The 25613-nt window shown below is 68.4% G+C and carries 25 protein-coding genes; 7 read left to right on the forward strand and 18 right to left on the reverse strand.

Features of this window, described 5'->3' with window-relative positions:
• Positions 1-16 precede the first annotated feature (16 nt).
• From rlmH to AZKH_RS02905, 8 genes are all read right to left on the reverse strand, one after another.
• Positions 17-487 carry a 23S rRNA (pseudouridine(1915)-N(3))-methyltransferase RlmH gene (rlmH, locus tag AZKH_RS02870; RefSeq protein ID WP_015434236.1) on the reverse strand — a complete coding sequence of 157 codons (471 nt, stop codon included), beginning with the start codon at positions 485-487 and terminating at the stop codon, positions 17-19.
• A gap of 16 nt (positions 488-503) precedes the next feature.
• On the reverse strand, positions 504-857 hold the full coding sequence (gene rsfS / locus AZKH_RS02875) for a ribosome silencing factor (RefSeq protein WP_015434237.1): 354 nt from the start codon (positions 855-857) through the stop codon (positions 504-506).
• Positions 857-1540, reverse strand: a complete 684-nt coding sequence (gene nadD / locus AZKH_RS02880) for a nicotinate-nucleotide adenylyltransferase (protein WP_015434238.1) — start codon at positions 1538-1540, stop codon at positions 857-859. Before nadD ends, rsfS begins: the two co-directional genes overlap by 1 nt.
• Positions 1521-2294: a BPSS1780 family membrane protein gene (locus tag AZKH_RS02885; protein ID WP_015434239.1), complete on the reverse strand. Its 774-nt coding sequence runs from the start codon at positions 2292-2294 to the stop codon at positions 1521-1523. Before AZKH_RS02885 ends, nadD begins: the two co-directional genes overlap by 20 nt.
• A 5-nt stretch (positions 2295-2299) precedes the next feature.
• Complete coding sequence (locus tag AZKH_RS02890) at positions 2300-3112, reverse strand: BPSS1780 family membrane protein (RefSeq protein WP_015434240.1); 813 nt, start codon at positions 3110-3112, stop codon at positions 2300-2302.
• A gap of 3 nt (positions 3113-3115) precedes the next feature.
• The gene (locus AZKH_RS02895; protein ID WP_015434241.1) at positions 3116-4057 is read right to left on the reverse strand and encodes a homoserine kinase; all 942 of its coding nucleotides are present in this window, start codon (positions 4055-4057) and stop codon (positions 3116-3118) included.
• A 46-nt stretch (positions 4058-4103) separates the two neighbouring features.
• Positions 4104-4424, reverse strand: coding sequence for a DUF2782 domain-containing protein (locus AZKH_RS02900; protein ID WP_041655840.1), 321 nt, complete (start codon positions 4422-4424; stop codon positions 4104-4106).
• A 73-nt stretch (positions 4425-4497) separates the two neighbouring features.
• A complete protein-coding gene (locus tag AZKH_RS02905) occupies positions 4498-5223 on the reverse strand; it encodes a TIGR00730 family Rossman fold protein (protein ID WP_041655841.1) in 726 nt (241 codons plus the stop codon).
• Positions 5224-5315: 92 nt separating this feature from the next.
• On the opposite strand from AZKH_RS02905, the gene polA reads away from it, so the two are divergent.
• A complete protein-coding gene (gene polA / locus AZKH_RS02910; protein WP_015434244.1) occupies positions 5316-8051 on the forward strand; it encodes a DNA polymerase I in 2736 nt (911 codons plus the stop codon).
• A 55-nt stretch (positions 8052-8106) separates the two neighbouring features.
• On the forward strand, positions 8107-9738 hold the full coding sequence (locus tag AZKH_RS02915) for a carbamoyltransferase C-terminal domain-containing protein (protein WP_015434245.1): 1632 nt from the start codon (positions 8107-8109) through the stop codon (positions 9736-9738).
• A 4-nt stretch (positions 9739-9742) separates the two neighbouring features.
• On the opposite strand, the gene AZKH_RS02920 is transcribed toward AZKH_RS02915, so the two are convergent.
• From AZKH_RS02920 to AZKH_RS02945, 6 genes are read right to left on the reverse strand one after another with little or no spacing between them, the layout of a single operon-like run.
• Positions 9743-10504: a polysaccharide deacetylase family protein gene (locus AZKH_RS02920; protein WP_015434246.1), complete on the reverse strand. Its 762-nt coding sequence runs from the start codon at positions 10502-10504 to the stop codon at positions 9743-9745.
• Positions 10505-10561: 57 nt separating this feature from the next.
• Complete coding sequence (locus AZKH_RS02925; protein ID WP_015434247.1) at positions 10562-11635, reverse strand: glycosyltransferase; 1074 nt, start codon at positions 11633-11635, stop codon at positions 10562-10564.
• A complete protein-coding gene (locus tag AZKH_RS02930; RefSeq protein ID WP_015434248.1) occupies positions 11632-12723 on the reverse strand; it encodes a glycosyltransferase in 1092 nt (363 codons plus the stop codon). The genes AZKH_RS02925 and AZKH_RS02930 overlap by 4 nt, the downstream gene beginning before the upstream one ends.
• Positions 12720-13787: a glycosyltransferase family 9 protein gene (locus AZKH_RS02935; protein WP_015434249.1), complete on the reverse strand. Its 1068-nt coding sequence runs from the start codon at positions 13785-13787 to the stop codon at positions 12720-12722. Before AZKH_RS02935 ends, AZKH_RS02930 begins: the two co-directional genes overlap by 4 nt.
• Positions 13784-15109 carry an O-antigen ligase gene (locus tag AZKH_RS02940; RefSeq protein ID WP_015434250.1) on the reverse strand — a complete coding sequence of 442 codons (1326 nt, stop codon included), beginning with the start codon at positions 15107-15109 and terminating at the stop codon, positions 13784-13786. The genes AZKH_RS02935 and AZKH_RS02940 overlap by 4 nt, the downstream gene beginning before the upstream one ends.
• Positions 15106-16185 carry a glycosyltransferase family 4 protein gene (locus AZKH_RS02945; protein WP_015434251.1) on the reverse strand — a complete coding sequence of 360 codons (1080 nt, stop codon included), beginning with the start codon at positions 16183-16185 and terminating at the stop codon, positions 15106-15108. Before AZKH_RS02945 ends, AZKH_RS02940 begins: the two co-directional genes overlap by 4 nt.
• Before the next feature lie 97 nt (positions 16186-16282).
• On the opposite strand from AZKH_RS02945, the gene AZKH_RS02950 reads away from it, so the two are divergent.
• The 5 genes from AZKH_RS02950 to AZKH_RS02970 are packed head-to-tail and all read left to right on the forward strand — an operon-like array spanning position 16283 to position 21222.
• Entirely contained in the window at positions 16283-17218 is a 936-nt protein-coding gene (locus tag AZKH_RS02950) for a sulfotransferase (protein WP_156822030.1), read from the forward strand.
• A gap of 2 nt (positions 17219-17220) precedes the next feature.
• Positions 17221-18330, forward strand: a complete 1110-nt coding sequence (locus AZKH_RS02955; protein ID WP_015434253.1) for a glycosyltransferase — start codon at positions 17221-17223, stop codon at positions 18328-18330.
• Positions 18327-19436, forward strand: coding sequence for a glycosyltransferase (locus AZKH_RS02960; protein WP_015434254.1), 1110 nt, complete (start codon positions 18327-18329; stop codon positions 19434-19436). Before AZKH_RS02955 ends, AZKH_RS02960 begins: the two co-directional genes overlap by 4 nt.
• On the forward strand, positions 19433-20557 hold the full coding sequence (locus AZKH_RS02965) for a glycosyltransferase (RefSeq protein ID WP_015434255.1): 1125 nt from the start codon (positions 19433-19435) through the stop codon (positions 20555-20557). Before AZKH_RS02960 ends, AZKH_RS02965 begins: the two co-directional genes overlap by 4 nt.
• Before the next feature lie 2 nt (positions 20558-20559).
• Positions 20560-21222: a sulfotransferase family 2 domain-containing protein gene (locus AZKH_RS02970; protein WP_015434256.1), complete on the forward strand. Its 663-nt coding sequence runs from the start codon at positions 20560-20562 to the stop codon at positions 21220-21222.
• Positions 21223-21240: 18 nt separating this feature from the next.
• Here AZKH_RS02970 and msbA read toward each other — a convergent pair whose 3' ends face one another.
• From msbA to rfaE1, 4 genes are read right to left on the reverse strand one after another with little or no spacing between them, the layout of a single operon-like run.
• Positions 21241-23019, reverse strand: a complete 1779-nt coding sequence (gene msbA, locus AZKH_RS02975; RefSeq protein ID WP_015434257.1) for a lipid A export permease/ATP-binding protein MsbA — start codon at positions 23017-23019, stop codon at positions 21241-21243.
• The gene (locus AZKH_RS02980; protein ID WP_051071727.1) at positions 23016-23678 is read right to left on the reverse strand and encodes a tyrosine-protein phosphatase; all 663 of its coding nucleotides are present in this window, start codon (positions 23676-23678) and stop codon (positions 23016-23018) included. Before AZKH_RS02980 ends, msbA begins: the two co-directional genes overlap by 4 nt.
• A 17-nt stretch (positions 23679-23695) precedes the next feature.
• Positions 23696-24643, reverse strand: a complete 948-nt coding sequence (gene rfaD, locus AZKH_RS02985; RefSeq protein WP_015434259.1) for an ADP-glyceromanno-heptose 6-epimerase — start codon at positions 24641-24643, stop codon at positions 23696-23698.
• A 14-nt stretch (positions 24644-24657) separates the two neighbouring features.
• Positions 24658-25608, reverse strand: coding sequence for a D-glycero-beta-D-manno-heptose-7-phosphate kinase (gene rfaE1 / locus AZKH_RS02990; RefSeq protein ID WP_015434260.1), 951 nt, complete (start codon positions 25606-25608; stop codon positions 24658-24660).
• Positions 25609-25613: the final 5 nt, after the last annotated feature.

Consider the following 25613-nt stretch of genomic DNA (forward strand, 5'->3'; position numbering starts at 1 on the left):
GACCGAGGAGTCGCCGCTACTCGCGATGGTAGGGGTGGTTCTTCAGCACCGTCCACGCCCGGTATAGCGCCTCCGCGAGCAGCGGACGCACCAGCGCATGCGGCAGCGTCAGGCTCGACAGGCGCAGGCGTTCGTGGGCCGAGGCCTTGATTGCCGGGGCGAGCCCGTCCGGCCCGCCGACGATCAGCGCGACGTCCTCGCCTTCGCCCTGCCAGCTCTCCAGGCGGCGCGCGAGTTCCATCGTCGTGAGGTCGGAGCCGCGCTCGTCTAGGATCACGCGGCGGCAGCGCGGCGGCAGTGCGGCCTCGATGCGCGCTGCTTCCGCCGCCATCATCGCTTCGACGGTCTTGCCGGTGGTGCGCGGCTCGGCCTTCACCTCGACGAGCTGTAGCGGCAGTTCGCGCGGCATGCGGCGGGCGAATTCGTCGAAACCCGCCTCCACCCAGGCGGGCATGCGGGTGCCGACGGCGACGATCAGGAGTTTCACCGGAGAGGCGGCGCCGTCAGGCGACGGCGCTGCGCGCGCGGCGGACCGAGCTGCCGGTCCACAGTTCCTCGAGGTTGTAGTAGGCGCGCACTGCGGGCTGCATGACGTGCACGACGATTTCGCCGAGGTCGACCAGCACCCATTCGCCGCTCTCTTCGCCTTCGACGCTGATGACCGTGCCGCCGGCTTCACGCACCTTTTCCTGCACGTTGCGGGCGAGCGCCCGGGTCTGCCGGTTGGAGTCGCCGGAGGCGACGACGATGCGGTCGAACAGCGAAGTCAGCTTCGTGGTGTTGATGACTTCGATGTCCTTGGCCTTGATGTCTTCGAGAGCGTCGACAACGAGTTTTTCGAGCGTGTGGATGTCCATCAGGTTTTGCAATAGAGGTGGTGCAGCCCAATATAGTCGAGAACCGGATCGGGCAGCAAATAACGGGCGCTGTGTCCGGACCGGATCAGGTCGCGGATCAGCGATGCGGAAATGGCCAGTGGCGTCATGTCGAACGGGACGATCTTTCCCGCCGGCGACTGCCGCAGCACGGCGGGGTCGGTGGCGATGCGGCCGGCGCAGGCGGCATCGAGTTCCTGCGATAGCGTCGCCGGCCAGCGCCGGCCGTGCGGGGCGTAGCCCGGGCGGTTGGCGACGGCGACGTGTGCGAGCTCGAAGAGATCCTGCCAGCGGTGCCAGCCAGGCAGGCCGGCGAAGGCGTCGGCGCCGAGGATCAGCACGAGCGGCCGGGCGGGTCCATGCTGTGCGCGCAGTCGTTCGAGCGTGAGTACGGTGTAGCTGGGGCCCTCCGCGAAGACTTCGCCCGCATCGACCATGAATCCGGCATTGCCGGCGGCGGCGAGTTCCACCATCGCGAGGCGTGCCGAGGCCGGCGACTGGGGCATCCCGCGGTGTGGCGGGGAGCCGGCCGGGATCAGCGCGACCTGTTCGAGCTGCAGCGCTTCGCGCGCCTCTTCCGCCAGGCGCAGATGGCCGAAGTGGATGGGGTCGAAGGTGCCGCCGAGCAATCCCAGCGGACCGGCATCAGTCGCCTGCCGAGGCATCGCGGGGCGGGCCGAAGACGTCGCAGGCGTTGACGTAGAAGCTCGCGAAGACGATCGGGATCACGACCAGCGGGAGCGGCACCGACAGGATCGTCGCGAGGACCGGCGACAGCCGGCCCACGAGCGCCAGCACCATGCTCGGCAGCACCGCGGCGAAGATCGCCAGCGCGATCGAGTACATCAGGAAGGGACGCCAGTTGCGCTGGCAGGCGATGAAGCTGAAAAACATCGCCTTCGGCGCCGGAATCTCCCACCAGCCGGCGAGCACGGGGGCAAACCAGTAGGCCATCATCACCGGCGTGGAGAGCGCGATCGCGACCAGCAGCGCGATCGTGAAGCCGGTGCTGCCGGTCGCTTCAGGATCGATCTTGGCGCCGGTGGTCATCATGCTCAGCAGCGTGCCGCCGTCGGCGACGATCGTGATCCCGAGCACGAGGACACTCGCGACGAGATAGATCGCGCCGATCATCACGAGGGCGGGAAGGTTCTGCTGGAAGCCGGAGAACAGCACGTCGGGGCCGGCCTTGCGCCCTTTGTCGATCGCAAGACAGGTGTTGAGCACGCCGAGCGAGAGCACCGGCATCAAGAGCGATGCGATCGGCTGGCCGATGAAGGGGACGATGCTGACGAGGAGCAGCGTCAGCAGGTAGCCGAAGGACACGAAGGTGAGCAGCGCCGGGTTGCGGCGCCAGAGTTTGAAGCCTTCGCTGAGCCAGGCGAAACCGCGCTGCGAGGGGAGTTGTCGGGCATCCATCGCCGTCACGCCGCGTTGTCGGGGGTGGATCGGGAGTCGGCGGCGGGCGCGAGCAGCGCCGGGCGCGACTCGCCAAAGGTGTCCTTCCAAGCCGCATGCAGCGCGCCGGCCAGCACCGGCACGAGCACGAGGATACCGAGCCCGGCGGGCAGCATCGCGAGCCAGGTGACGATGTAGAGCGTCAGGCCGAGCACGAGGAAGCTGACGAAGTTCGACAGACAGGCCTGGGCCGAGAGCTTCATCGCGTCGAGCGGCGAGACGTTCTGCAGCATCACCAGCGCCGGCGCGAACCACAGCGCCATCAGCAGCAGCACCCACAGCACGGTGAATACGGCCACCGCGAGCATCACGCCGCCCGCGGCGAGACCCACGCCCGCGAAGGCGCCGACGAGCATGCCGGTGAGCGCGGCGCTGCTGCCGACGGCGGCCGCGATCAGCGCGGCGAGCAATGCGCCGAGCAAGTGGAAGCCGCCGATCATCAGCAGGTTGCCGGCGTGGCGACGCACGCCGTCGAAAAGGTGGTCGATGCGCAGCGGTTCGCCCTGGTCGAGCGCGTGCGCGCCGGCGAGCATGCCGGCCGCGAGCACCGGCAGCACCAGCGGCGCCAGTGCCCAGCCGAGCAAGGGCACGATGCCCACCGCGCTCAGCACGACGATCAGGATCAGGGTCTGGATGATCCAGGTGCCGGGGCTGGCGGTGAAGGTCTTCCAGCCCGCGGCGAGCCATTGCAGGGTCTGGGCGGGCGTGACGTGGCCGGCGTGGGGCAGGGGATGCCGGCGGCGATGGTTGTTGGCGGAGGCGTTGGATGTTTCGGTCATGGGTCAGACGGGCAGCGAGTGCGGCTGGGCAATGCGCAGGCGCAGGATGTCTCGGTATTCGGCGGGGGGCTTCACGAGCACCATCTCGCCCGGCTTGGGCAGATGGAAGTCTTCGGCGCGCGACAGCCAGAAACGCAGCGCGGCGGCGCGCAGCATTGCGGACCAGTTCGCGCGTTCGGCATCATCGAAGGGGCGTTCGGAGTGATAGGCGTCGAGCAGCGCCTGGGTGCGCTCGGGATCGAGCTCGCCGTCGGGCGTCGTGCACCAGTCGTTGACGGTGACGGCGACGTCGAAGAGCAGCGCGTCGTGGCCGGCGAAGTAGAAGTCGATCACGCCGCCGATGTAGTCGCCGTCCCACAGCACGTTGTCGCGGAAGAGGTCGGCGTGGATCACGCCCTGCGGCAGGCGCGAGTAGTCGTTGCCGGCCTGGAAGGCGAGTTCGGCGTCGAGCAGCGTGCGTTCTTCGACCGGCAGGAAGGGACGCACGCGCCCGGCGGTCGCGTGCCGCCACGCGGCGCCGCGCGGGTTGTCCTGGCGGCGACCGTAGGACAGGCCCGCGAGGTGCAGGCCGGCGAGCATCGCGCCGACGCGCGCGCAATGCGTCGCGGTCGGGGCCATCTCGGAACGTCCCGACAGGCGCATCACGAGCGCGGCCGGCTTGTCGCTGAGCGTGCCGAGGTATTCGTTGTCGCGGTCGGCGATCGGGCCGGGCACGGGCAGGCCGTGGCGCGCGAGGTGCGCCATCAGGTGCAGGTAATAGGGCAGCTCGGCGCGCGGGATCCCTTCGAACAGCGTCAGGACGTAGCGGCCGAGCGTGGTCGTGACGAAGAAATTGCTGTTCTGGACGCCCGCGGAAATGCCCTGCAGCTCGACCAAGCGGCCGATGGCGTAGTGGCCGAGCCAGTGGGCGAGCGATTCGTGGGCAACCGGGGTGAAGACGGACATGGCAGGGTGAAACGGCAGGTTCAGGAGCCCGGAAGCGGGGCGGGAGTTACCAGGACTTGAGCACCCAGAGCGGCACGGCCAGCGTCGGCATCACGTCCTGGCGGGTCATGACGCCGTTGCCTTCCTGGTCGATCAGGTAGTAGGGCACGCCGTGCGGGGGCGTGACCTTGATCATGTAGAGCTTTCCCGAGATCCGGTATTCCTGCACGGTGTCTTGTCCGCGCTTGATAATCGTGACTTGCGGTTCCGGCGTTTGGTCGGAAGGCATCGGGGGCGGTTCGGGCAGCGGTTCGAGTTTCGGCGGCTGCTGGGCGGCAAGCGGGGTTGCCGCCACCACCATCAGCAGCGCGATCAGCTTGCGGCGCATGGTGTTCTCCTTGTTTGGCGCGGATTTTAGCAGGGACCCGCGTTGCTCGCCCGTCATTAAGATCAAACTCGCATCAAAGGTTGAGCAGCAATTCGTGTTCCTCGGGCAGCGGCAGGAAGCCGCGGTGTTCGTAGTGCTTGAAGATCGCCTCGACGACGTCCTCGGGTTTGTCGATAACCTGGATCAGGTCGAGGTCATCGGGGTTGATCATGCGTTCTGCCACCAGCCGGTCGCGGAACCAGTCGATCATGCCTTTCCAGAAGGGCTCGTGCACGAGGATGATCGGGATCTTGCGGCTCTTGCCGGTCTGGATCAGCGTCAGCGCCTCCATCAACTCGTCGAGCGTGCCGAAGCCGCCGGGCAGCACGACGTAGGCCGAGGCGAAGCGTACGAACATGAATTTGCGCGCGAAGAAATGCTGGAAGGTCTGCGAGATGTCCTGGTAGGGGTTCGAGCTCTGCTCCATCGGCAGCTGGATGTTGAGGCCGATCGAGGGGCTCTTGCCGAAATAGGCGCCCTTGTTGGCTGCTTCCATGATGCCCGGTCCGCCGCCCGAGATCACCGCGAAGCCGGCATCCGACAGCAGGCGGCTGATCTTTTCGGTGAGGATGTAGTACATGTGGTCTGGCGGGATGCGCGCGCTGCCGAAGATCGACACCGCGGGCCGGATCGAGTTCAGCCGTTCGGTCGCCTCGACGAACTCTGCCATAATTCCGAAGATCCGCCAGGACTCGCGCGCGTTGAAGCGCGGCGCGGTACTGCTTGGGGCGCTGTGCGGGATTTTGTCTTTCGCAGTCATTTTGTTCTCGTCGTGTCGTTTTCCGGCTTCTGCGCCGGTATTCATTCGAGGCCCGGCCTGTGCGGCCCGGTTTCGCGCAAGGATTTTTTTTGATGCCTGTCCTGTTGCTCGTCGATGGTTCCAGCTATCTGTATCGCGCATTTCACGCGTTGCCGGATCTGCGCAACTCGAAGGGGGAGCCGACCGGGGCGATCCGGGGCGTGTTGTCGATGCTACGTCGGCTGGAAGCCGACTACAAGGCAGAATTCCGCGCGTGTGTCTTCGACGCCAAGGGCAAGACTTTCCGCGACGACTGGTATCCGGAGTACAAGTCGCACCGCCCTCCGATGCCGGACGACCTGCGCTTGCAGATCGAGCCGCTGCATGAGGCGGTGAAGGCCGAAGGCTGGCCGCTGCTGTGCGTCGACGGCGTCGAAGCGGACGACGTGATCGGCACGCTGACGCGCCAGGCGCTGGAGCGCGGCTGGGAGGTCGTGATCTCGACCGGCGACAAGGATCTGACGCAGCTCGTGCGCCCCGGCGTGAAGTGGGTGAACACGATGAGCGAGGAGGTGCTCGACGAGGCCGGCGTCGCCGAGAAGTTCGGCGTGACGCCCGAGCGCATCGTCGATTACCTGGCACTCGTCGGCGATACCGTGGACAACGTGCCGGGCGTGGAAAAATGCGGGCCGAAGACGGCAGTGAAGTGGCTCACCGAGTACGGCACCTTGGACAACCTCGTCGCGAACGCCGACAAGGTCGGCGGCAAGGTCGGCGAGAACCTGAGGAAGCACCTCGAATTCCTGCCGCTCGGGCGCAAGCTCGTGACGGTCGCGACCGACATCGCGCTGCCGGTCGCGCTGGAAGACCTGCCGGCGCGCGAGGACGACAAGGCGGCGCTGCGCGCGTTGTACGAGCGCTTCGAGTTCCGGGGCTGGCTGCAGAGCCTCGACGGTGCGGCGGCCGCAGCCGCTGCTGGTGCGGGTGCCGCTCCGGGTGCCGTCGCCGCGGCCGCGGAGGATCCTCCGGCGCCGGGCGCACATCGTCAGGGCTATGTCTGCATCGGTGACTGGGAGACGTTCGAGGCTTGGGCCAAGAAGCTCGAGGCGGCCGAACTCGTCGCCTTCGACACCGAGACGACGAGCCTCGATCCGATGGCGGCGCAGCTGGTCGGCATGTCCTTCGCGACCGTGGAGGGTGAGGGGGCCTATCTACCGCTGTCCCATCGCGGCCCCGACCTGCCTCGGCAGCTGCCGCTCGCCGAGGTGCTCGCGCGACTGAAGCCCTGGCTCGAATCGGACGCGCACGCGAAGCTCGGCCAGAACATCAAGTACGACGCGCATGTGCTCGCCAACCACGGCATCCGCCTCGCCGGCATCGCGCACGACACGCTGCTCGAGTCCTACGTGATCGAGAGCGACAAGCCGCACGACATGGATTCGCTCGCGAAGCGGCACCTGGGCATCACGACGATCCCGTATTCGGACGTGTGCGGCAAGGGGGCGAAGCAGATCGGCTTCGACCAGGTGCAACTCGAACGCGCGACCGAATACGCGGCCGAGGACGCCGACGTGACGCTGCGCCTGCATCGCAAGATGTGGTCGGAGCTCGAGGCCGAACCGGCGCTCGCGGCGCTCTATCGCGACATCGAGATGCCAGCGATGCAGGTGCTCTTCGACATGGAGCGCACCGGCGTGCTGATCGACGCCTTCCTGCTCGCGCAGCAGAGCGAGGAGCTGGGGCGCCGGATGATGGACCTGGAACGCGAGGCGCACAATCTCGCCGGTCAACCGTTCAACCTCGCGTCGCCGAAGCAGCTGGGCGAGATCCTATTCGGCAAGCTCGGCCTGCCGGTCGTCAAGAAGACCGCCACCGGCCAGCCTTCGACCGACGAGGAAGTGCTGCAGCAGCTCGCGGAAGACTTCCCGCTGCCGAAGCTGCTGCTCGACCACCGCGGCTTCGCGAAGCTGAAGAGCACCTACGCGGACAAGCTGCCGCGCATGGTCAATCCGAAGACCGGACGCGTGCATACGAGCTTCTCGCAGGCGGTTGCGGTCACCGGGCGGCTCGCGAGCTCTGAGCCGAATCTGCAGAACATCCCGATTCGCACCGCCGAAGGGCGTCGCATCCGCGCCGCCTTCATCGCGCCGCGCGACCACGTGATCGTGTCGGCGGACTATTCGCAGATCGAGCTGCGCATCATGGCGCACCTGTCGGGCGACGCGCGTCTGCTGGAGGCCTTCGCGCAGGGCGAGGACGTGCACCGCGCGACCGCCTCCGAAGTGTTCGGCGTCGCGCCGGCGGAAGTCACGAGCGAGCAGCGTCGCTATTCGAAGGTGATCAACTTCGGCCTCATCTACGGCATGAGCGCGCACGGCCTCGCGAAGAATTTGGGCATCGACCGTTCGGCGGCGCAGGGCTGGATCGACCGCTATTTCGCGCGCTATCCGGGTGTCGCCGACTACATGGAGCGCATCAAGGGCGAGGCGAAGGCGAAGGGCTACGTCGAGACGGTGTTCGGGCGGCGGCTCTATCTGCCGGACATCCGCGCGCAGCAGGTGGGGCGTCGCCAGGGAGCCGAGCGCGCGGCGATCAACGCGCCGATGCAGGGCACGGCAGCGGACCTGATCAAGAAGGCGATGATCGCGGTGCATGGCTGGCTCGGCTCGTCGGGGCTCAAGTCGCGGCTGATCCTGCAGGTCCACGACGAACTGGTGCTGGAAGTGCCGCGCGACGAACTCGATCTGATGCGGCAGGAGCTCCCGGTACACATGGGCGGTGTGGCGGATCTCGCGGTGCCGCTACTCGTCGAGGTCGGGGCGGGGGACAACTGGGATGAGGCGCACTGAGGATCGGCATTGACGCGGCGATCGGCGGGTCAATATCACCGCCTGAGACTTTCCCTTGGCGTTCACCGTTCTCGGCCTTTCCGGTAGCCGGACCTGCGATCCGGCGGCGGCCTTGTATGTCGACGGCCGGCTCGTCGCGGCAGCGGAGGAGGAGCGTTTCCTGCGCGAGCGCCATGCGCGTGGGCGAATGCCGCGCGAGGCGGCGCGTTTCTGCCTCGCGTCGGCAGGAATCGCGCCGGACGAGGTCGATGTCGTCGCGGTCGCGTTGGCGTCTCATGGCGAGTCGGTCGAGGATCGGGCGCGGGTCGAGGCGTTTCTCGGCGACCTGGGCTTCGATGTTGCGCGCACGCCGATCGAATCCGTCAGCTATCTCGATTCGCACGCCGCGAGTGCCTATCACTGCTCGGGCTTCACCGAACGCACGGCGATCCTGGGTCTGACGGAGTCCGGCAGTTTCGTCGGATACGGCGAAGGCGGACGCATCCATCGCCTTCGCGAATCCCCCTATCCGCATTCGCTGTGGGCGCTGTACGGCGCCCTGACTGAGTATCTCGGCTTCGAGATGGGCGACGGCGAGTACAAACTGATGGGGATGGCGCCCTACGGCGATCCGCGCCGCTGCGACCTGTCGCGGCTGGCGCGCTTCGAGGGCGGCGAGTTGGTCGTCGACACCTCGTATGTGAATGTCGCCGATAGCGAGCGCTATGTGGAAGACGGGCGAAGTTACCCGTTTTCGCGCCGGCTCGTCGACTGGCTCGGACCGCCGCGGCGCGGCGATGCGGCCGACGAGCCCTACGTGCATTACGCGGCGGCCACGCAAGCGCTTTTCGAGGTGCTCGTGCTGCGGATGATCGACCACGACCTCGGCGACATCCTGCGTGAGACGGGGCGGATCGCGTTCGCGGGGGCGGGGGCGCTCAACGTCAAACTGAACCAGCGCGTCGTCGCGCGGGGGGACGTCCGAGAGCTTTTCGTGCAACCGGCGGCGGGCGATGCCGGGGCGGCGCTCGGGGCTGCGGCGGCGGTGTCGGCAAAGCGCGCCGTCGCGGTCGAACGCATGGAGCATGTCTATCTCGGGCCGCGCCATACGAACGGGGATGTGATCGCGGCGTGCATCGCTCACCCGGCGCGGCCACGATGGCAGATGCTCGACGACGTTCCTGGTCGCGTCGCGCGGCTGCTCGCCGACGGGCATCCGGTGGCGTGGTTCCAGGGGCGCATGGAGTTCGGGCCGCGGGCGCTGGGGGCGCGCTCGATCCTCGGTTGTCCGAGCGTTGCCGGGGTGGCTGACCGCATCAACGAGCAGATCAAGTTCCGCGAACGCTGGCGGCCCTTCGGGCCGGCGATGCTGGATCGCGTCGCGCCGCAGATGCTCGCGGGCGTGCATCTGGCGCCCTTCATGACGCTGACCTTCGACGTCGCCGATTCGTGGAAGTCGCGCGTGCCGGAAGTCGTGCACGAGGACGGCACGGCGCGCGCGCAGGTCGTGCGGCGCGAGCTGCATCCGCGGTACTACGCGCTGATCGAAGAGCTCGAAAAGCTCACCGGCAACGGCGTCGTGCTGAATACGTCGCTCAACCGCCGGGGCGAGCCGATCGTGTGTTCGCCGCAGGATGCGCTCGACATGTTCTTCGGCTGCGACCTGCGCTACCTCGTGATGGAGGATGTGCTGGTCGAGAAGGGCTGAGACTTCAGGCGGAGAGCGCGAACTCCGCGCGCCGGATCGGCGGGTGCTTCGGCGTGTTCTTGAGGTGCATCTTCCACAGCACGCCGACCAGCGTGTCGCCGTAGGACACGGCCTTGCGCGGCAGGGTCAGCGGGTCGTCGGCCGAGGTCGCCGGCGCGCGCAGGCAGGTCGTCGCGCAGGTGTAGCCCGCTTCGGCGACGGCTTCGACGGCGCGGATGTCGTGGCTGCCGTAGGGGTAGCAGAAGTGCGGCACGGATTCGCCCAGCAGGTCTTCGAGCATCGATTTGCAGTCCGTGACTTCGCGCCGGATGGTCGCGGTGTCCTGCTCGGCGAGCTTCACGTGATTCACCGAATGGCCGCCGAAGTCGCAGCCTTCACGGCGCAGCTGGCGGATGCGCTCGGCGTTCATCAAGGGCGGGGTGTCGCGGCCGTCGCGTGCGAACCATTCCGACGGCTTGCCGATCAGCCCGGTGATCAGATAGACCATCGCCGGAAACTTGTAGCGCTGCAGGATCGGCCACGCGTGTTCGTAGAAGTTCTCGTAGCCGTCGTCGAAGGTGAGCGCTACGGCACGTTCGGGGATCGCCATCTCGCCCTTCACGCAGGCCAGCACCTCGTCCATCGACAGCACCCGGTAGCCGAAGCGGTGCAGCCAGGCCATCTGCGCGGCGAAGCGGTCGACGCGGCAATAGGTCGAGCGGTGGGCCTTCATCGGCGCGAAGTCGCCGATCTGGTGGTACATCAGGATGTTGATGCCGTGGCTCATGGCGGTGACGGGCGGTGGTCAGGTTCGCATTCTCGCACGGAGCGGCGTGCGTCCGTTTCAGCGACCGACGAGCCGCGTGTAGAGTTCCTGGTAGCGCGCGAGGATCGCCGCCTCGCCGAAGTCGTCGGTGACGCGGCGCACGCCCTGCGCGACGAAGGCGGTTCGCACGGCGGCGTCGCTGAGCAGGCTCTCGATGCCGGCGGCGAGTGCTTCCGGGTCGTCGCAGGGGACGATCCAGCTGTCCTCGCCGTGACGGGCGATCTCGCGCGCGCCGCGAAAGGCGGTGGCGACGAGCGGCTTGCGGTAGGCCCAGGCTTCGAGCACCACGTTGCCGAGCGTCTCCTCGTCGCGCGACGGGAAGACGACCGCGTCCGCGAGGTGGAACCACTGGGCCGGCTCGTGCTGCCAGCCGGCCCAGACGATGCGGTCCATGATGCCGAGTTCGCGCGCCTGCGTTTCGAGGGCCTCGCGCAGCGGGCCGTCGCCCATCAGGATCAGGCGCGGGCGGCGGTCGGCGATCTCCGCGGGGAGACGCGCGAAGGCCGCGAGCAGCGTTGCGTGGCCCTTGACCTTCACGAAGCGCCCCGGATGCAGCAGCAGCCAGTCGTCGTCGCGTGCGCCAATCTGCGTGCGCAATGCCGCGACCTTTTCGGCGTCGACGGGAATGGGCGCGTCCGCAAAATTCGTGATGTGATGGACGCGCTCTGCGGGCAGGCCGTGCTGGATCATCCAGTCGCACAGGCCCTTGGTGTTGCCGATCCAGGCGTGGGCGTGGCGGAAGGGGTGCAGCGCGTAGTAGCCGCCGAGGCGCGCGACGTGGATCTGGCCGCGGCCGGGCTTGAGGTGGGTCAGGCGCGAGGCGCGGCCCATGTAGGTCTGCACGATCGGCATGCGGCTCGCGCGCGCGTAGGCGCTGACCTGCCAGCGCGAGAGCGGGTCCCAGACGGTGCGCATCGGCAACTCGTGCGTCGGGATGCCGGCGAGGTGGTGCGTGGCGAGGTCGCCGCCGCTACGCACGAGCGCCTGCACCGGCAAGCCGGCGCGCTGCATGGCGCGCAGGAAGCGCACGAACCAGCGTTCGGCGCCGCCCATTTCGCGGCTGCCGATGATGTGGAGCGACGGAATCGTCATGGGGTTCGGTTCCCGAGAACTTGCTGGTAGACGGCGAGGTTGCCCTCAACCATCGCGTCGATGGAAAACTCCGCGAGAATGCGGGCGCGGCCGGCTTCGCCGAGCCGGCGCCGCAGTGCGGGATCGGCGAGCAATTGCCGCAGCGCGCCGCCGAGCGCGGCGACGTCCCCGGGCGGGATCAGCAGGCCGGTGACGCCGTCGGCGACCGCTTCGGGCAGTCCGCCCGCGCGGCTCGTGACAATCGGCACGCCAGCGGCGGACGCCTGCAGCAGCGCGATCCCCAGTCCTTCCATGTCGGCCGGGTGGGCGAGGATGTCGGCACCGCCGAGCCAGCGCGGCAGGTCGTTGCGGAAGCCTGCGAGGCGCACGCGATCGGCGAGGCCGCGGGAGGCGATCTCGGCGCGCAACTCGGCTTCGAGCGGCCCCTTGCCGAAGAGCACGGCGTGCAGCGTCGGAAACTCGGCGAGCAGCGGCGGCAATGCTTCGAGCAGATAGCGGTGACCCTTGCGCGGGATTAGCTGCGCCGCCATCGCGATCGTCAGCGTGTCCGCCGGCAGGTCGAATTCGCGGCAGAAGGCGGCGCGGTCGACCGGGGCTAGCCAGGGCGTTGCGTCGAGCGCGCTGCGCACGCAGGTGACCTTCTCGGGCGCGAGTCCTTCGGCGAGGAGCACCTCGCGGATACCTTCCGAGATCGTGATCACATGATCGTAGAGCCGGTACTTGAGCGCGACGAGCCAGCGCGGCTCGGGGTTGTCGACGCGGCGCGACAGCACGCAGGGTACGCCGGTCATCCGTGCCGCAATGCCGCCCCACAGGTCCGCGCCCCGGCGGCTGTGCAGATGCACGACGTCGGGCTTATGCGCGCGGATCTGCGCGGCGAGGCGGCCTGCGAGGCCGAGGTCGGCGTCGCCGCCCATCGCCATTGGCACGACGGTCGCGAAGGGTGCGGCAGCCGTCGCGATGTCGCTGCCGGCCGGGCAGGCGAGGACGTTGTCGACGCCGCGCGCGCGCAAGCCTTCGAGGATGAACACGACTTGGCGCGCGCCGCCATAGAAGTGCTTGCCGGCCTCGACGTGCAAGACCTTCACGCGCCGGCTCCGGCGGCGATTGCGAGACGCGCTTCGGCGAGCGCGCGATCGGCGCTGATGTCGCGCAGGCAGGTGAAGGCGCCGTTGCAGGTCGGGCTGCGCTTGCAGGGCGAGCAGGACAGGCCCAGCCAGATCACGCGAGCGTTACGGCGCCCGGTGTCGAGGTAGGGCCGCGTCGAGCCGAAGATCGACACCGTCGGCCGCGCGAAGGCGATGCCCATGTGCGTGAGGCCGGTGTCGACGCCGATCACGAGGCCGGCGTGTTTGACGATCGCGGTCGCCTCGGGGAGCTTGGTCGCACCCGCGAGGTTGAGGATGCCGGTGCCGGGCGCGGCGATGCGGGCGGCGGCGTCGCGGTCGCCGGGGCCGCCGAGGATCACCGGCGTGAGTCCCAGCTCAGTCGCGACCTTTGGCCCCAGCGCCTGCCATGCGTCCTCGAACCAGTGCTTCTGCGGGCGCGTGGTGAAGGGCGCGAAGACCGCGTAGCGGCCGGGCTGGAGGCCGTGCTCCGCGAGCAGCGCGAGCGCGCGTTCTTCGGCCGCGGGATTGACGTGCAGGAAGGGCACGAAGTCGCCCGCCGGCAGGCCGAGCTCTTCGGCGAGGAAGCGGTACTCCGAGCTGATGCGCTCGATGATGCCGCCCTTCGGCACCACTTCCGTCATCAGGAAACGGCTGCCTTCGCGCGAGCCGAGCCCGATGCGGCGCTTCGCGCCCGACAGCCAGGTCGCGATGCCGCTCTTCAGCAGGCCCTGCATGTCGAGTGCGAGATCGAAGCGCTCGGCGTGCATCCTGCGACGGAACTCGCGCACCGAGCGCCACAGTTCCATGAAGCGCCGCTCGCGCCACAGCTTCGCCCATTCGGCCTTGGGCCAGGGCAGCACGGCATCGACGTCCGGATCGTCGGCGACCAGCGCGCCGAGGCCGGGTTCGGTGAGCCAGGCGATGTGCGCGTCGGGATAAGCCTTGCGCAGCACCGAGGGGAAGGGCGAGGCGAACACGATGTCGCCGATTGCCGAGGTACGGACGATCAGAATGCGCAAGGGGCGTTGTTCGGTTCGGGTCATTGCGGTCGAAGAGGGGGCTGCTCGCCCTGCTCTGGTGCACCGGCCTGGCTCAGCAGGCGCAGCGAGAGCAGCGACAGGATCGTGAAGAATTGCATGTCGGGGTGCGACAGGCGGTAGTCGAAGAAGGCCCAGATCGCGGTGTAGCCGATTGTCGCCAGGACGACAGGGACGACGGCGCGCACGCGGGCATTTTGCCTGGCGCTGCGCAAGAGGTCCCGCAGCAGCGCGGCGAGCAGCAATGCCCACAGTGCCGTGCCGACCAGCCCTTGGCTCCAAAGCGTCTGGAGATAGGTGTTATGGACGTGGTCGAAGCCCTTTTGCCCGGGGAAGGCGGTGTGCACGTCCAGATCGCGTTCCATGACGCGTTCCAGGTTGCCGAACCCATGGCCGATCCACGGTGCGCGCCGGATGCCTTCGAGCGCATATTGCCACATGCGCAGGCGTGCGGTGATCGACGAGGCGGGGGCGTTCTGCAGCCCGCTTTCCTCGACTGTCTGCACGACGTCCTGTTCGGCGCTCAAGCGCTCTTCGAGTATGTTGTGGTTGAGTCCGATCACGGCTGCGCCGATCGCCAGCGCCAGCATGAGTGCCGGAAGGCTGCGCCGGAGCAGGCGGTGATCGCCGATGCGCAGCATCGAGCTGATCCAGTACGCCGCGGTAAGCGCAGCCACTGCGGCGAGGCCGAGAAAGGTGCTGCGGTTCTGCGCAGTCGCCAGGACTTCGAGATAGGCGAGGATCGCCGCGACGGCGCCGATGCGCAGCTGCCAACGCCATTTCGGGGCGTTCCACCAATAACGCCACAGGCCGACCAGCATGATCACGAAGCAACCTGCGTAGAGACCGATGCCAAGCGGCCGGTTCAGGTGGAACCCGAGCCGTTCGCCGGACCACAGCACGCTGATGCCGCGCGAGAAGAGAAATTCGGCAATGCCGAGGGTGCAGCCGGCGAGGGCGCAAAGCCACAGGATCGCCGTGCGGCGGACGGGATCGGTGCCCGGCAGCGTCGCGAGTGGCGCGAACGCGAGCACCAGCATCCAGTCGTTGAAGACGGTGACGCGTTCGAAGAGCGCGGGATCGCCGAGACCCAGCGTCTGCAGCAGCCCGCGTAGCGCGAGCCAGACGGCGAGCGCGAGGGCGATGCGCTCGACGGTGTCCCAGCGGCGTTCTCGCACGCTCGCGCCGTCGGCGAAGGCCTGGAACAGCGCGAAGCCGACGGCGACATAGGCGGGCGCGGTCTTCCACACGGCGCTGAACGCGAAGAAATACAGGCCCGGGACCCCGAGCCGCGCCGCCGCGCCCCTGATCGTGGCCACCAGCTTCACGCGGCGCGCAATCCGGTCAGCGCCAGAAGCCGCTGCGCGCGCGTGTCCCAGCCATAGTCGCGTGCGGTGGCCCGGCCGGCCTCGGCAAGTGCGAGCGCAGCTTCGGGGTTTGCTCGGACCTGGGCCATTGCGGCGATCCATGCGGCCGGGTCGTCCGGATCGACGAGCAGTCCGTTTTCGCCGTGGCGCACGACCTCACGGATCGGCGGCAGGTCGGACGCGACGACGAGGCGTCCGGCTGCCATCGCCTCGAAGAGCTTGATCGGGCTGATCGTCGCCGCGTGCTGCAGGTGCGCCTGGTAGGGCATCAGCGCCACGGCAGCGCGGGCTAGGCAGGCGGGGACCTGGGCGTGCGGCACCGTGCCTTCGATCTTGAGGTTTTCGCTGCGGACGGTCGGCTCGTCGTCACGCGGCCCGACGAGCGTGACGGGATGGCCTGCGGCGGCGACCGCTTCGAGCAGATCGAGACCGCGGTCGCGGCTGATGCGCCCGACGTAGATCGCGCGCGCGGCACGGAAATCCTCGATGCCCGGTATCGGGATCGTGCTGAACGCGCCGAGATCGACCCCGCTCGGCAGTACGCCAAGGCGCTCGGCCGCAAAGCCGAGATCGACGAGTGCGGCGCGCCCGGCCTCGCTGATCGCGATCAGTCCGCGCAACACGCCGGACTGCGCCGCCTTCAGGAGCGCAGGCGCAAGTCCCTTGCCGACCAGCGTCTCGGTGTCGTGCACTTCGAGGAAGTGCGGGATCCCGTTGCGCGCAAGCAGCTGCGAGAGTTCCGGCACGCGTGTGTAGACGACCTTCGCCCCCAGCAGCTCCTTGCGATGCAGCAGCACGAAAGGCCAGCCGGCCCAGCGACGGTTGAGGCTGGCGCGGCAGCGCAGGTCGATCGGATGGCGGATGCCCATGCCGGCGAGAAAACCTGGCAGATCGAAGCTCCCCGGCACGCTCGGCAGGTACAGGCGCGTTCCCACTCCGGCCGCGGAGAGCGCCTCGACGGTGTGCAGCGTTTGGATCAGGTTTGCGCGCGGGCGTTGCGGCCGGCCTCTGGCCAGGTAGATCAGATCGGGGGGCATCGCCAACTGAGGGGCAAGATAAACAGATTATAATACCCGACAAATCAGGGGGTGTTCGCAGTGCTGCCGCCCCGCGGAAGCTAAAGGAGCGTGTGCATTGAGTCGCAGGAAAGTGGTATTCGTGATGGGCAACGGCCATAGCGGGTCGACCCTGCTCGAATTGATCCTCGGCGGCCACCCGAAGGTTCGCGCGCTGGGAGAGCTGAACAACCTGCACAAGGCGGTCGATGCCGACGAACCGGGCGAGCCGCGGCTTTGCCATGTCTGCGAAGGCTATTGCGAATTCTGGAACGGTCAGGTCGATCGCGCGATCATCGCGCGTCACGTCTCGCAGCGCGGCCTGCTCGCGCCGCTCAAGCGCGGGATCAGTCTGTTGCGAAACGACCTCTATCGCCACCTCTTCACGAAGAGCGGCGCCGAAATCCTGGTCGACGGCAGCAAGAGCGTCAGCTGGATCTCGCGCCAGGTACGCCCGCGCCTGAACTGGGGAGACGTCAGCCCCTTCCTCCTCTACATCGTCCGTGACGGCCGCGCCGTCGTGAATTCGCGCCTGCGCAAGTACCCGGATCGCACCGTGGAGCAGGAGGCGCGCCACTGGAAGCGCATCACCGAGCGCCTGCACGCCTACTACGACAAGTTCCCGGCCGACCGCCGCTACCGGGTCTCCTACGAGGATCTTGCGACCAAGCCCGAAGAAGTCATTCGCGGCGTGTGCCAGGCGCTGCAGATCGACTTCCGTCCGTCGATGCTGCGCTACTGGGAACACGACCACCACACGACTTTCGGCAACACCGGCACCCGCTCGCTGATCGCGCGTTACCGCACGCAATTCGGCGTCGCGGACGCGCCGGCTGCAGCGGAATCGGTCGAGATCACCCGCGCGCGCCACGGCGAGCATTACGACCAGGTCGGGCTCGCGATTCGCCTCGACGAGCGCTGGAAGCGGGAGTTGAGCGAAGAGCAGCTCGCGGCGTTCGATTCGATCGGCGGCGAACTCAATCGCCAGCAACTGGCTTTCTTCGGCCGCTCGTAACGATGCGCCTGGCCCTGTTCATGCCGTCCTTCGGTGATGGCGGCGTCGAGCGGATGCTCGTCAACCTCGCGGGCGGGCTCGTCGAACGCGGCGTGCAAGTCGATTTCCTCACGCGCAGCCGCAAGGTCCCCTATCTCGACCGTCTCGATGCGCGCGTGCGCCTGATCGAGACCGGGAAGTCGGGCCGGCTGTCGGTGCAGCCCGCGATGTGCCGCTACCTGCGCGAGGCGCGGCCGGACTTCGTGCTATGTGGCAAGGACCGTGCGGCGCAGGCGGCGCTGCTCGCGCGTCGGCTGTCGGGTGTGCCCTTCGAACTCGTGATGCGTCCGGGCACGACGGTGTCGGAGCGCGTTGCGCGTCGCGGCTTCATCAAGCGTTGGCGCGCGTTTCGCCTGATCCGCAGCACCTACGGGTCGGCGGCGGCGGTCGTCGGCAATTCGGAAGGCGTGGTGCGCGACGTGCAGATGATCGCGGAGCTGCCCGACGCGCGCATGCACCTGATCCGCAATCCGGTCGTCACGCCTGACCTTGCCGCGCAGGCGGCGGAGCCGGTCGAGCACCCGTGGTTCGCGCTCGGCGAGCCGCCGGTGATCGTCGGAGTCGGCGGGCTGCGGACGCAGAAGGGCTTTGACACGCTGTTGCGCGCCTTCGCGCAGGTCCGTGCGCAGCGGGCTTGCCGCCTGCTGATCCTTGGCGAGGGGCGGCTGCGTGAGGAACTCCAGGACCTCGCGCGCGAGCTTGACGTCGCCGAGGACTTCGCGCTGCCCGGCTTCGACCAGAATCCCTACCGTTTTGTGGCCCGCGCCGGCCTCTTCGTGCTCGCGTCGCGCTGGGAAGGTTCGCCGAATGCGCTGACCGAAGCGCTGGGCTTGGGAGCGCCGGTCGTCGCGACCGACTGTCCGTCGGGCCCGCGCGAGATCCTTGCCGGCGGCACGGTCGCGCCCCTGGTGCCGGTCGACGATGTCGCCGCACTCGCTGCCGCAATGAATCAGGTGCTTGACAACCCGGGTGATGCCCAGAAACGGCGCGCTGCGGTCGCCGAATATACGGTGGAAACCTGCGCGGCGCGCTATCACGCGCTGTTCGAAAAGATCCTGTGGGAGCGGCGATGAGCGTCGATCTCGCCGTGTTCGCCGCAACCTCTGGCCACAGCGGCGTCGACCGCGTGCTGCGCAATCTCGTGCCGGCGATCGCGCGGCTGGGGCTGCAAGTGGATGTCCTCGGCGTCGAGGGCCACGGGCCGAAGTTCGAGATGCCGCCGCAGGGCGTGCACCTCGTGCCACTCGGCGCGCGTCACGTGAACTCCGCGCTGCCGGCGCTGGTGCGCTATTTGCGCCGCGAACGGCCCTCGGCGATGCTCTCCGACAAGGACCGCGTCAATCGCGCGGCGATCTTCGCGCGCTGGGCGGCGCATGTGCCGACGCGCGTCGGCGTGCGCCTGGGCACGACGGTGTCGGTGAATCTCGCGAGCCGCGGCGCGTGGGAGCGTGCGGTGCAGACCGCGTCGATGCGCTGGATCTATCCCGCGGCCGATGCCGTCCTCGTGCCCTCGGCCGGTGCGGCGGACGACTTGGCGGAGCACGCCAAGCTGCCGCGCGAATCGATCAGCGTCGTGCCGAGCCCGATCATCACGGCCCGCCTGCACACGCTCGCCGACGAGGCGCCGGAGCATCGCTGGCTGATCGACGGCGGCGCGCCGGTGATCCTTGGCGTCGGGGAGCTCTCCGAGCGCAAGGATTTCGCCTGCCTCGTGCGCGCCTTCGCACGCGTGCGCGCGACGCGTCCGTGTCGTCTGCTGATCTACGGCGAGGGACGGAGGCGCAGCGAGCTCGAGCAACTCGCGGCTGAACTCGGCGTTGCCGCCGACGTCGCGCTGCCCGGTTTCATCGGCAATCCCTATCCGGCGATGGCGCGCGCCGCGGTGTTCGCGCTCGCTTCGCGCTGGGAAGGCATGCCCGTCGTGCTGATCGAGGCGTTGGCGCTCGGGACGCCCAGCGTCGCCTGCGACTGCCCGAGCGGCCCGCGCGAAGTGCTCGATGGCGGCCGGGTCGGACCGCTGGTGCCGGTTGGCGACGACGCTGCGCTTGCCGCCGCGCTCGCGACCCAACTCGACCACCCGACACCGCGTGCCGACTCCAAGGCCGCTGTCGCCGGCTACACGGACGAGGGCAGCGCGCGTGCCTACCTTGCCGCGCTCGGCTTCCGGGAGTTCGCATGAGCCGGGTCGCGGTCCTGATCTCCTTCTCCGGCGAAGGCGGCGTCGAGCGCATGGTGCTGAACCTCGTTGAAGGCTTTGCCGCACGCGGCATTGCCGTCGACCTGCTCGCGATCCGCGCCGACAGCGCCCACCTCGGCACGCTGCCGCCGGGCGTCCAGCTGATCGACCTCGGCGTGCGCCATAGCGCGCTCGCGATCGGCCCGCTCGCGCGCTATCTGCGCCGGGTCCGTCCCGCAGCGCTCCTCGCGGCGAAGGATCGTGCGATCCGTGCGGCCGTCGCGGCGCGTGCCATTGCCGGCGTGCCCTGCCGTATCGTCGGCCGTCTCGGCACGAACCTGTCGGCGGCGCTCGAAGGGCGCAGCGGTCTCGCGCGCTGGTTGCGCGTGGCGCCGATGCGGCTCTTCTACCCGCACGTCGACCACGTCGTCTGCGTGTCCGACGGCGTGCGCGAGGACGCCGCACGCCTCACCGGTCTCAACGGCGAGCGCCTGTCTGTCGTGCGCAATCCGGTCGTCACGCCGCGGCTCGCAGCGCTTGCGCAGGAGGTGCCCGAGCATCCTTGGATCGCCGACCGCAGCGTGCCCCTGGTCCTCGGTGCCGGGCGGCTGACGGAGCAAAAGGATTTTCCGACGCTGATCCGCGCCTTTGCGAAGCTGCGGGCGAATCGCCCGGCGCGCCTCGTGATCCTCGGCGACGGCCGCGGTCGCAAGCGCCTCGAGCAGCTCGCCACCGAACTCGGCGTCGCCGACGACGTCGCGATGCCCGGCTTCACGCCGAACCCCTACGCATGGATGACGAAGGCGCGCCTTTTCGTGCTGAGTTCCGCGTGGGAAGGTTCGCCCAATGTGCTGACCGAAGCGCTGGCGTTGGGCGTGCCGAGCGTCTCCACCGATTGCCCGAGCGGGCCGCGCGAAGTTCTCGCCGGCGGACGCTGGGGGCCGCTGGTGCCGGTCGGCGACGCGGACGGCCTCGCCGCCGCAATGGCCGCGACGCTCGACGCCCCCCAGCCGCCGGAGGTGCTGCGTGCCGCGGTCTCCGCCTATACGCGCGACGCGGCCGCCGGCGCTTACCTCGAGCGCCTCGGCGTCACCCCGAACAATGAATTGCCCTTGAAAGGCTAAAGATGCTGCTGTCCCTGAAATACAACTTCCTCTTCGTGCACACCGCCAAGACCGGCGGCACCTCGGTGCGCGACGCGCTCAGCCCGCTGCGTTTCCGTGATCCCTGGTATCCGGTGCAGTTCCTGTGCTCGCGCCTGTCGGCGTTGTCCGGGCACCGGCTCGGGATCAAGTTTCCGCGTCACTCGAAGATCGTCGCCGCGCAGGAGATGCTGCCGCAGGAACTCTTCGAGAAGCTCTTCAAGTTCGTCTTCGTGCGCAACCCGTGGGACCTGCAGGTCAGCTCCTTCCACCACATTCGGCGCGAACGTCCGCACCTGATGAGCCATGTCGAGACCTTCGAGGAGTTCATCCGCTGGAAGCTCGATCCGGAGCGGCCCTACCAGTACCACGTCGACACCAGCATCGACCTGCAGTCGGACTACGTGATCGACCTGCACGGCAAGGTGCTGGTGGATTTCATCGGCCGCTACGAGAGTCTTCACGACGACTTCGAGGAAGCCTGCAAGCGCATCGGCGTCAAGGCGCCTGAGCTGCCGCACAAGCGCCAGGCGAAGGACCGCGGCAAGGACTACCGCAGCTACTACACGGACGAACTCGCCGAGCTGGTCGCCGAGCGCTTCGCGCCCGACATCCAGCTCTTCGGCTACACCTTCGACCCGCAGTAAGCGCCGCAGGCCGCCCGCTCAGGAGCGCTGGGGGGCGGCTTCCTGCGGCAGCGACTCGGCCTCCGGCGCGATGCCTTCGCCGCTCGCGAGGAGCCGCGCGTAGGCGCCGCCCGCGACCGACAGTTCGGCGTGGCTGCCCTGTTCGACGATGCGGCCGTGCTCCATCACGACGATCAGGTCCGCGTCGCGGATCGTCGATAGCCGGTGTGCGACGACCAGCACGGTGCGGTTCTGGCGCAGCTCGGCGAGCGCTTCCTTCACCGCCCGCTCCGACTCGTTGTCGAGCGCCGAGGTCGCCTCATCGAGCAGCAGGATCGGCGCGTCCTTCAGGAAGGCACGCGCGATCGCGATGCGCTGGCGCTGTCCGCCCGAGAGCTGGCTGCCGTTCGCGCCGACGCGCGTGGCGAGGCCCTGCGGCAGCTTCTCGATGAATTCCATCGCGTGCGCATGGCGTGCCGCGCGGACCACGTCCGCTTCGGCGACGTCCGGCCGGCCGTAGGCGATGTTCGCGGCGACCGTGTCGTCGAAGAGCACGACCTGCTGGCCGACCCACGCGATCTGCGCGCGCAGCCATGCGAGCGGCGCTTCGCCAATCGGCGCGCCGTCGAGCAGGATGCGGCCGGATTCGGGTTCGAAGAAGCGCGCGATGAGCTGGATCGTCGTCGTCTTGCCGCTGCCCGAGGCGCCCACCAGCGCGATCGTCTTGCCGGGCGGGATGTCGAGGGTGAAGTTGCGGATCGCGGGCTCGGTCTGGCCGGGATAGCGGAAACCGACATTCTCGAAGCGCAGCGAGCCCCGCGCCCGCGGGCCATCGGCGCCCTCGGCATCCGGTTCGGGCTCGCGGTCGAGGAGTTCGAAGATGCTCTGCGCGCCGGCGAGCCCCTTCTGGATCACCGTGTTGACGTTGGTGAGGCGCCGGATCGGCTCGAACAGCATCGCCATCGCGGCGACGAAGGCGACGAAGGTGCCGGGCGTCAGGCGGTCCTGCGCCGACAGCGCGGAGGCGACCCAGATCACGAGCGACACCGCGGTCGCCGCGAGCACCTGCACCAGCGGCACGTTGACGGACGAGATGCGCACGGTGCGCATCGTCTCTTTCCGCAGCCGCTCCGAGATGTCGGCGAAGCGGCGATCCTCGTGCTCGTGGGTGCCGAAGAGCTTGATCTCGCGGATGCCGGCGAGGCTTTCGCCGACCGTCCCGGTCATGTTCGCGGCGGTCTCCTGCATCGCGCGGTTGCCGCCGCGCAGCTTGCGGCTCGCGTTGCGGATCGCCCACGCGACGGCCGGCGCGATCGCGAGCAGCAGCAGCGTCAGCTCCCACGCCGTCCACAGCAGGTAGCCCGCGAGCCCGATGATCACCAGCGTGTCGCGCACGACGATGATCCAGGCGTTCGACAGGGCGCTGCCGACCTGCGGGATGTCGTACAGGATGCGCGACATCATGCGGCCCTGCGCCTCGGCCTGGTGCACGGACAGCGGCAGGTGCATCTGGTGGCGATAGACGCGCTGGCGCAGATCCGTGATCGCCTTGTTCGCGACCCACTGGCTGGAGACGCTCGCGGCGTACTCGGCAAGGCCCTTCGCGAGGAAGGCGAGCATCAGGAAGAGGGGCACCTGCCACTGTGCGGAGTGGTCCTTCGCGATCAGGCTCTTGTCGACGAGCGGCTTCAAGAGTGCCGGCATCACCGGCTCGAGCGACGCGGCGGCGATCATCGCGATCACCGACACCGCGACGACCTTGCGGTAGGGCAGGACGCTCGCCAGCAGGCGGCGGTACAGGGCAAAGGCTTGCTTCATTCGCGGTGCAGGACCTTGTCGACGACGAGGCTCGCCCAACCTTCGGCGCGGAATTGCGATTTGAGCTTGCGGTCGTCGTACACCGTCTGGACCCAGTCCATGAACTCGATCGGCTTGAGCGCGTTGTACGCGAGATAGCTCATCAGGAAGAAGTCGAGGACGCCCGTGCGCGCCTGCTTGAAGTGGCCGTAGCGCCAGGACAGTTCTTCGAGCGTATCGGCGACCGCGTGCTTGAGGTGGAAGATGCGGTACAGCGCAGCGCCCAGCCCCGCGCGGTCGGCGCCCGATTTGCAGTGCATCAGCGCCGGATACTCCATCATCTCGAAGAGATCGCGCAGCTCGCGCACGCGCTCGGCGCTCGGCGGGATGCGCGAATGCAGGCGGATGTCGTGCAGCGTGATGCCGAGCTCGCGGCAGACATCGCGTTCCAGTTCGTAGGAGCCGTATTCGCTGCTGCCGCGCAGGTTGACGATGCTGCGGATGCCGTAGCGCTTGTGGTATCTGCGGATCTGCGCCGGGCTCGGCTGGCTGCAGCGGTACATGCCGCCGCCGAGGTCGTGGAAGTTGTTGTAGGCGGCACGGAAAAAACCGTGGTCGACGATGTGCATGTTGAGCCATGCACGCAGCCGTGCCTGCGGGGTCGGAAACGTAGGGGTCATCGAATGAAGCAGTCTGTTCACGCGCGTTGCGCGAGCCAGTCGAGGTAGCGCGGAACGCCATCCTCCACGGGCATGAAGGGCTTGTCGTAGCCGGCCGCGCGCAGCGCGCCGATGTCGGCTTCGGTGAAGCTCTGGTAGCGGCCCTTGAGGTGGTCCGGGAATGCGATGTAATCGATGCCGCCGCCACCGTGCCAGTTGATCGTCGCTCGGGCGACCGCGTTGAAGGCCTGGGCGCGGCCGGTGCCGACGTTGAAGATGCCGCTCACCTGAGGGTTGTCGAGCAGCCACAGGTTCACCGCCACGACGTCGTCGACGTGGATGAAGTCGCGCAGCTGTTCGCCCGGTCCGTAGCCGTCGCAGCCGTCGAAGAGGCGCAGCCGGCCGCATTCGTTCAGCTGGTTGTTGAAGTGGAAGGCGACGCTCGCCATGCTGCCCTTGTGCTGCTCGCGCGGGCCGTAGACATTGAAGTAGCGCAGGCCCGCGACCTGGCTCTTGAGGCCGGGCAGTTGGGGGCGCAGGTGGCAGTCGAAGAGGAACTTCGAGTACGCGTACATGTTGAGCGGGCGCTCGAACTCGCGCGACTCGCGGAAATTCGGGCCCATGCCGTAGACCGAGGCCGACGAGGCGTACAGGAAGGGCAGCCCGCGCGCGACGCACCAGCCGAGCAGCGTCTTGCTGTACTCGTAGTTCACGCCCATCACGAAGCGGCCGTCCCATTCCGTCGTCGAGGAGCATGCGCCCTCGTGGAAAACTGCCTCGACCGTGCCGAACTCCTCGCCGGCCTGGATTCGGCGCAGGAAATCGTCCTTGTCCATGTAGTCGCGGATGTCGGCGTCCGCGAGGTTCAGGCATTTGTGGCCGTCGCTGAGGTCGTCGACGACGAGGATGTCGGTGATACCGCGGGCGTTGAGGCCCTGCACGATGTTGCTGCCGATGAAGCCGGCGCCGCCGGTCACGATGTACATGGCGTTTCCTCCGTTCAGCTCGCCGCGGCGAGGGCCGCGCGCAGTTCGTCGAGGCTGACCGTCGCGGTGCCGAGCTTGCCGACGACGATGCCGGCGGCGATGTTCGAGAGCGCGGTCGCATCCGGCAGCGACAGGCCGCAGGCGAGGCCCGCGCCGAGCACGGCGACGACGGTATCGCCCGCGCCGGTGACGTCGAACACGTCGCGCGCGCGCGTCGGCAGGTCGAGCGGGGCCTGGCCCTGCTGCAGCAGGGTTACGCCGCGTTCGGAACGCGTGATCAGCAGCGCTTCAAGTCCGAGCGCATCGCGCAGCGCGGCGCCGCGTTCGCGCAGCGTCGCATCGTCGGCACAGTGGCCGACCACGGCTTCGAACTCGGTGAGGTTCGGGGTGATCACCGTCGCGCCGCGGTAACGGGCGAAATCCGTGCCTTTCGGGTCGACGACGACCGGCACCGAGCGGCTGCGGGAGATGGCGATCAGCTCGCCGACCTGCGCGAGCGTGCCTTTGCCGTAGTCCGACAGCACGACCGCGCCGCACGCGTCGATCGCGTCGCCGAACTCGCGTTCGATACCGGCGCTGTCGAGCACTGCGAAGTTATCTTCGAAATCGAGCCGGATCAGTTGCTGGTGACGGCTGATGATGCGCAGCTTGGTGATCGTCGGGTGTTGCGGCGCCTCCAGTAGATGGCAGGCGACCTTCCCGTCAACCAGGCGTTCGCGCAGCAGGCGCGCGGCCTCGTCACGGCCGACGAGGCCGACCAGCGAGGTTGCCGTGCCCAGCGAAGCCGCGTTGAGCGCGACGTTGCCGGCGCCGCCCGCCCGGTATTCGTCGCCTTCGACCTTCACGACCGGCACCGGCGCTTCGGGCGAAATCCGCGTCGTCGAGCCATGCCAATAGCGGTCGAGCATCACGTCGCCGGCGATGAGGATGCGACCGGCGGAAAAGTCGGGCAGGGGAGGCAGCATTGAGT

This window comes from Azoarcus sp. KH32C (assembly GCF_000349945.1).
Taxonomy (GTDB): domain Bacteria; phylum Pseudomonadota; class Gammaproteobacteria; order Burkholderiales; family Rhodocyclaceae; genus Aromatoleum.

Bases quoted from the DNA above. Each gene is read 5' to 3' on its own strand.
- AZKH_RS02895 (WP_015434241.1), bottom strand. From the start codon at position 4,057: ATGTCCGTCTTCACCCCGGTTGCCCACGAATCGCTCGCCCACTGGCTC.
- AZKH_RS02965 (WP_015434255.1), top strand. From the start codon at position 19,433: ATGAGCCGGGTCGCGGTCCTGATCTCCTTCTCCGGCGAAGGCGGCGTC.
- AZKH_RS02900 (WP_041655840.1), bottom strand. From the start codon at position 4,424: ATGCGCCGCAAGCTGATCGCGCTGCTGATGGTGGTGGCGGCAACCCCG.
- polA (WP_015434244.1), top strand. From the start codon at position 5,316: ATGCCTGTCCTGTTGCTCGTCGATGGTTCCAGCTATCTGTATCGCGCA.
- AZKH_RS02920 (WP_015434246.1), bottom strand. From the start codon at position 10,504: ATGAGCCACGGCATCAACATCCTGATGTACCACCAGATCGGCGACTTC.
- AZKH_RS02885 (WP_015434239.1), bottom strand. From the start codon at position 2,294: ATGGATGCCCGACAACTCCCCTCGCAGCGCGGTTTCGCCTGGCTCAGC.
- AZKH_RS02925 (WP_015434247.1), bottom strand. From the start codon at position 11,635: ATGACGATTCCGTCGCTCCACATCATCGGCAGCCGCGAAATGGGCGGC.
- nadD (WP_015434238.1), bottom strand. From the start codon at position 1,540: ATGCCTCGGCAGGCGACTGATGCCGGTCCGCTGGGATTGCTCGGCGGC.
- AZKH_RS02960 (WP_015434254.1), top strand. From the start codon at position 18,327: ATGAGCGTCGATCTCGCCGTGTTCGCCGCAACCTCTGGCCACAGCGGC.
- msbA (WP_015434257.1), bottom strand. From the start codon at position 23,019: ATGAAGCAAGCCTTTGCCCTGTACCGCCGCCTGCTGGCGAGCGTCCTG.
- rsfS (WP_015434237.1), bottom strand. From the start codon at position 857: ATGGACATCCACACGCTCGAAAAACTCGTTGTCGACGCTCTCGAAGAC.
- AZKH_RS02980 (WP_051071727.1), bottom strand. From the start codon at position 23,678: ATGACCCCTACGTTTCCGACCCCGCAGGCACGGCTGCGTGCATGGCTC.
- AZKH_RS02890 (WP_015434240.1), bottom strand. From the start codon at position 3,112: ATGACCGAAACATCCAACGCCTCCGCCAACAACCATCGCCGCCGGCAT.
- AZKH_RS02905 (WP_041655841.1), bottom strand. From the start codon at position 5,223: ATGACTGCGAAAGACAAAATCCCGCACAGCGCCCCAAGCAGTACCGCG.
- rfaD (WP_015434259.1), bottom strand. From the start codon at position 24,643: ATGTACATCGTGACCGGCGGCGCCGGCTTCATCGGCAGCAACATCGTG.
- AZKH_RS02970 (WP_015434256.1), top strand. From the start codon at position 20,560: ATGCTGCTGTCCCTGAAATACAACTTCCTCTTCGTGCACACCGCCAAG.
- rfaE1 (WP_015434260.1), bottom strand. From the start codon at position 25,608: ATGCTGCCTCCCCTGCCCGACTTTTCCGCCGGTCGCATCCTCATCGCC.
- AZKH_RS02935 (WP_015434249.1), bottom strand. From the start codon at position 13,787: ATGACCCGAACCGAACAACGCCCCTTGCGCATTCTGATCGTCCGTACC.
- AZKH_RS02955 (WP_015434253.1), top strand. From the start codon at position 17,221: ATGCGCCTGGCCCTGTTCATGCCGTCCTTCGGTGATGGCGGCGTCGAG.
- AZKH_RS02945 (WP_015434251.1), bottom strand. From the start codon at position 16,185: ATGCCCCCCGATCTGATCTACCTGGCCAGAGGCCGGCCGCAACGCCCG.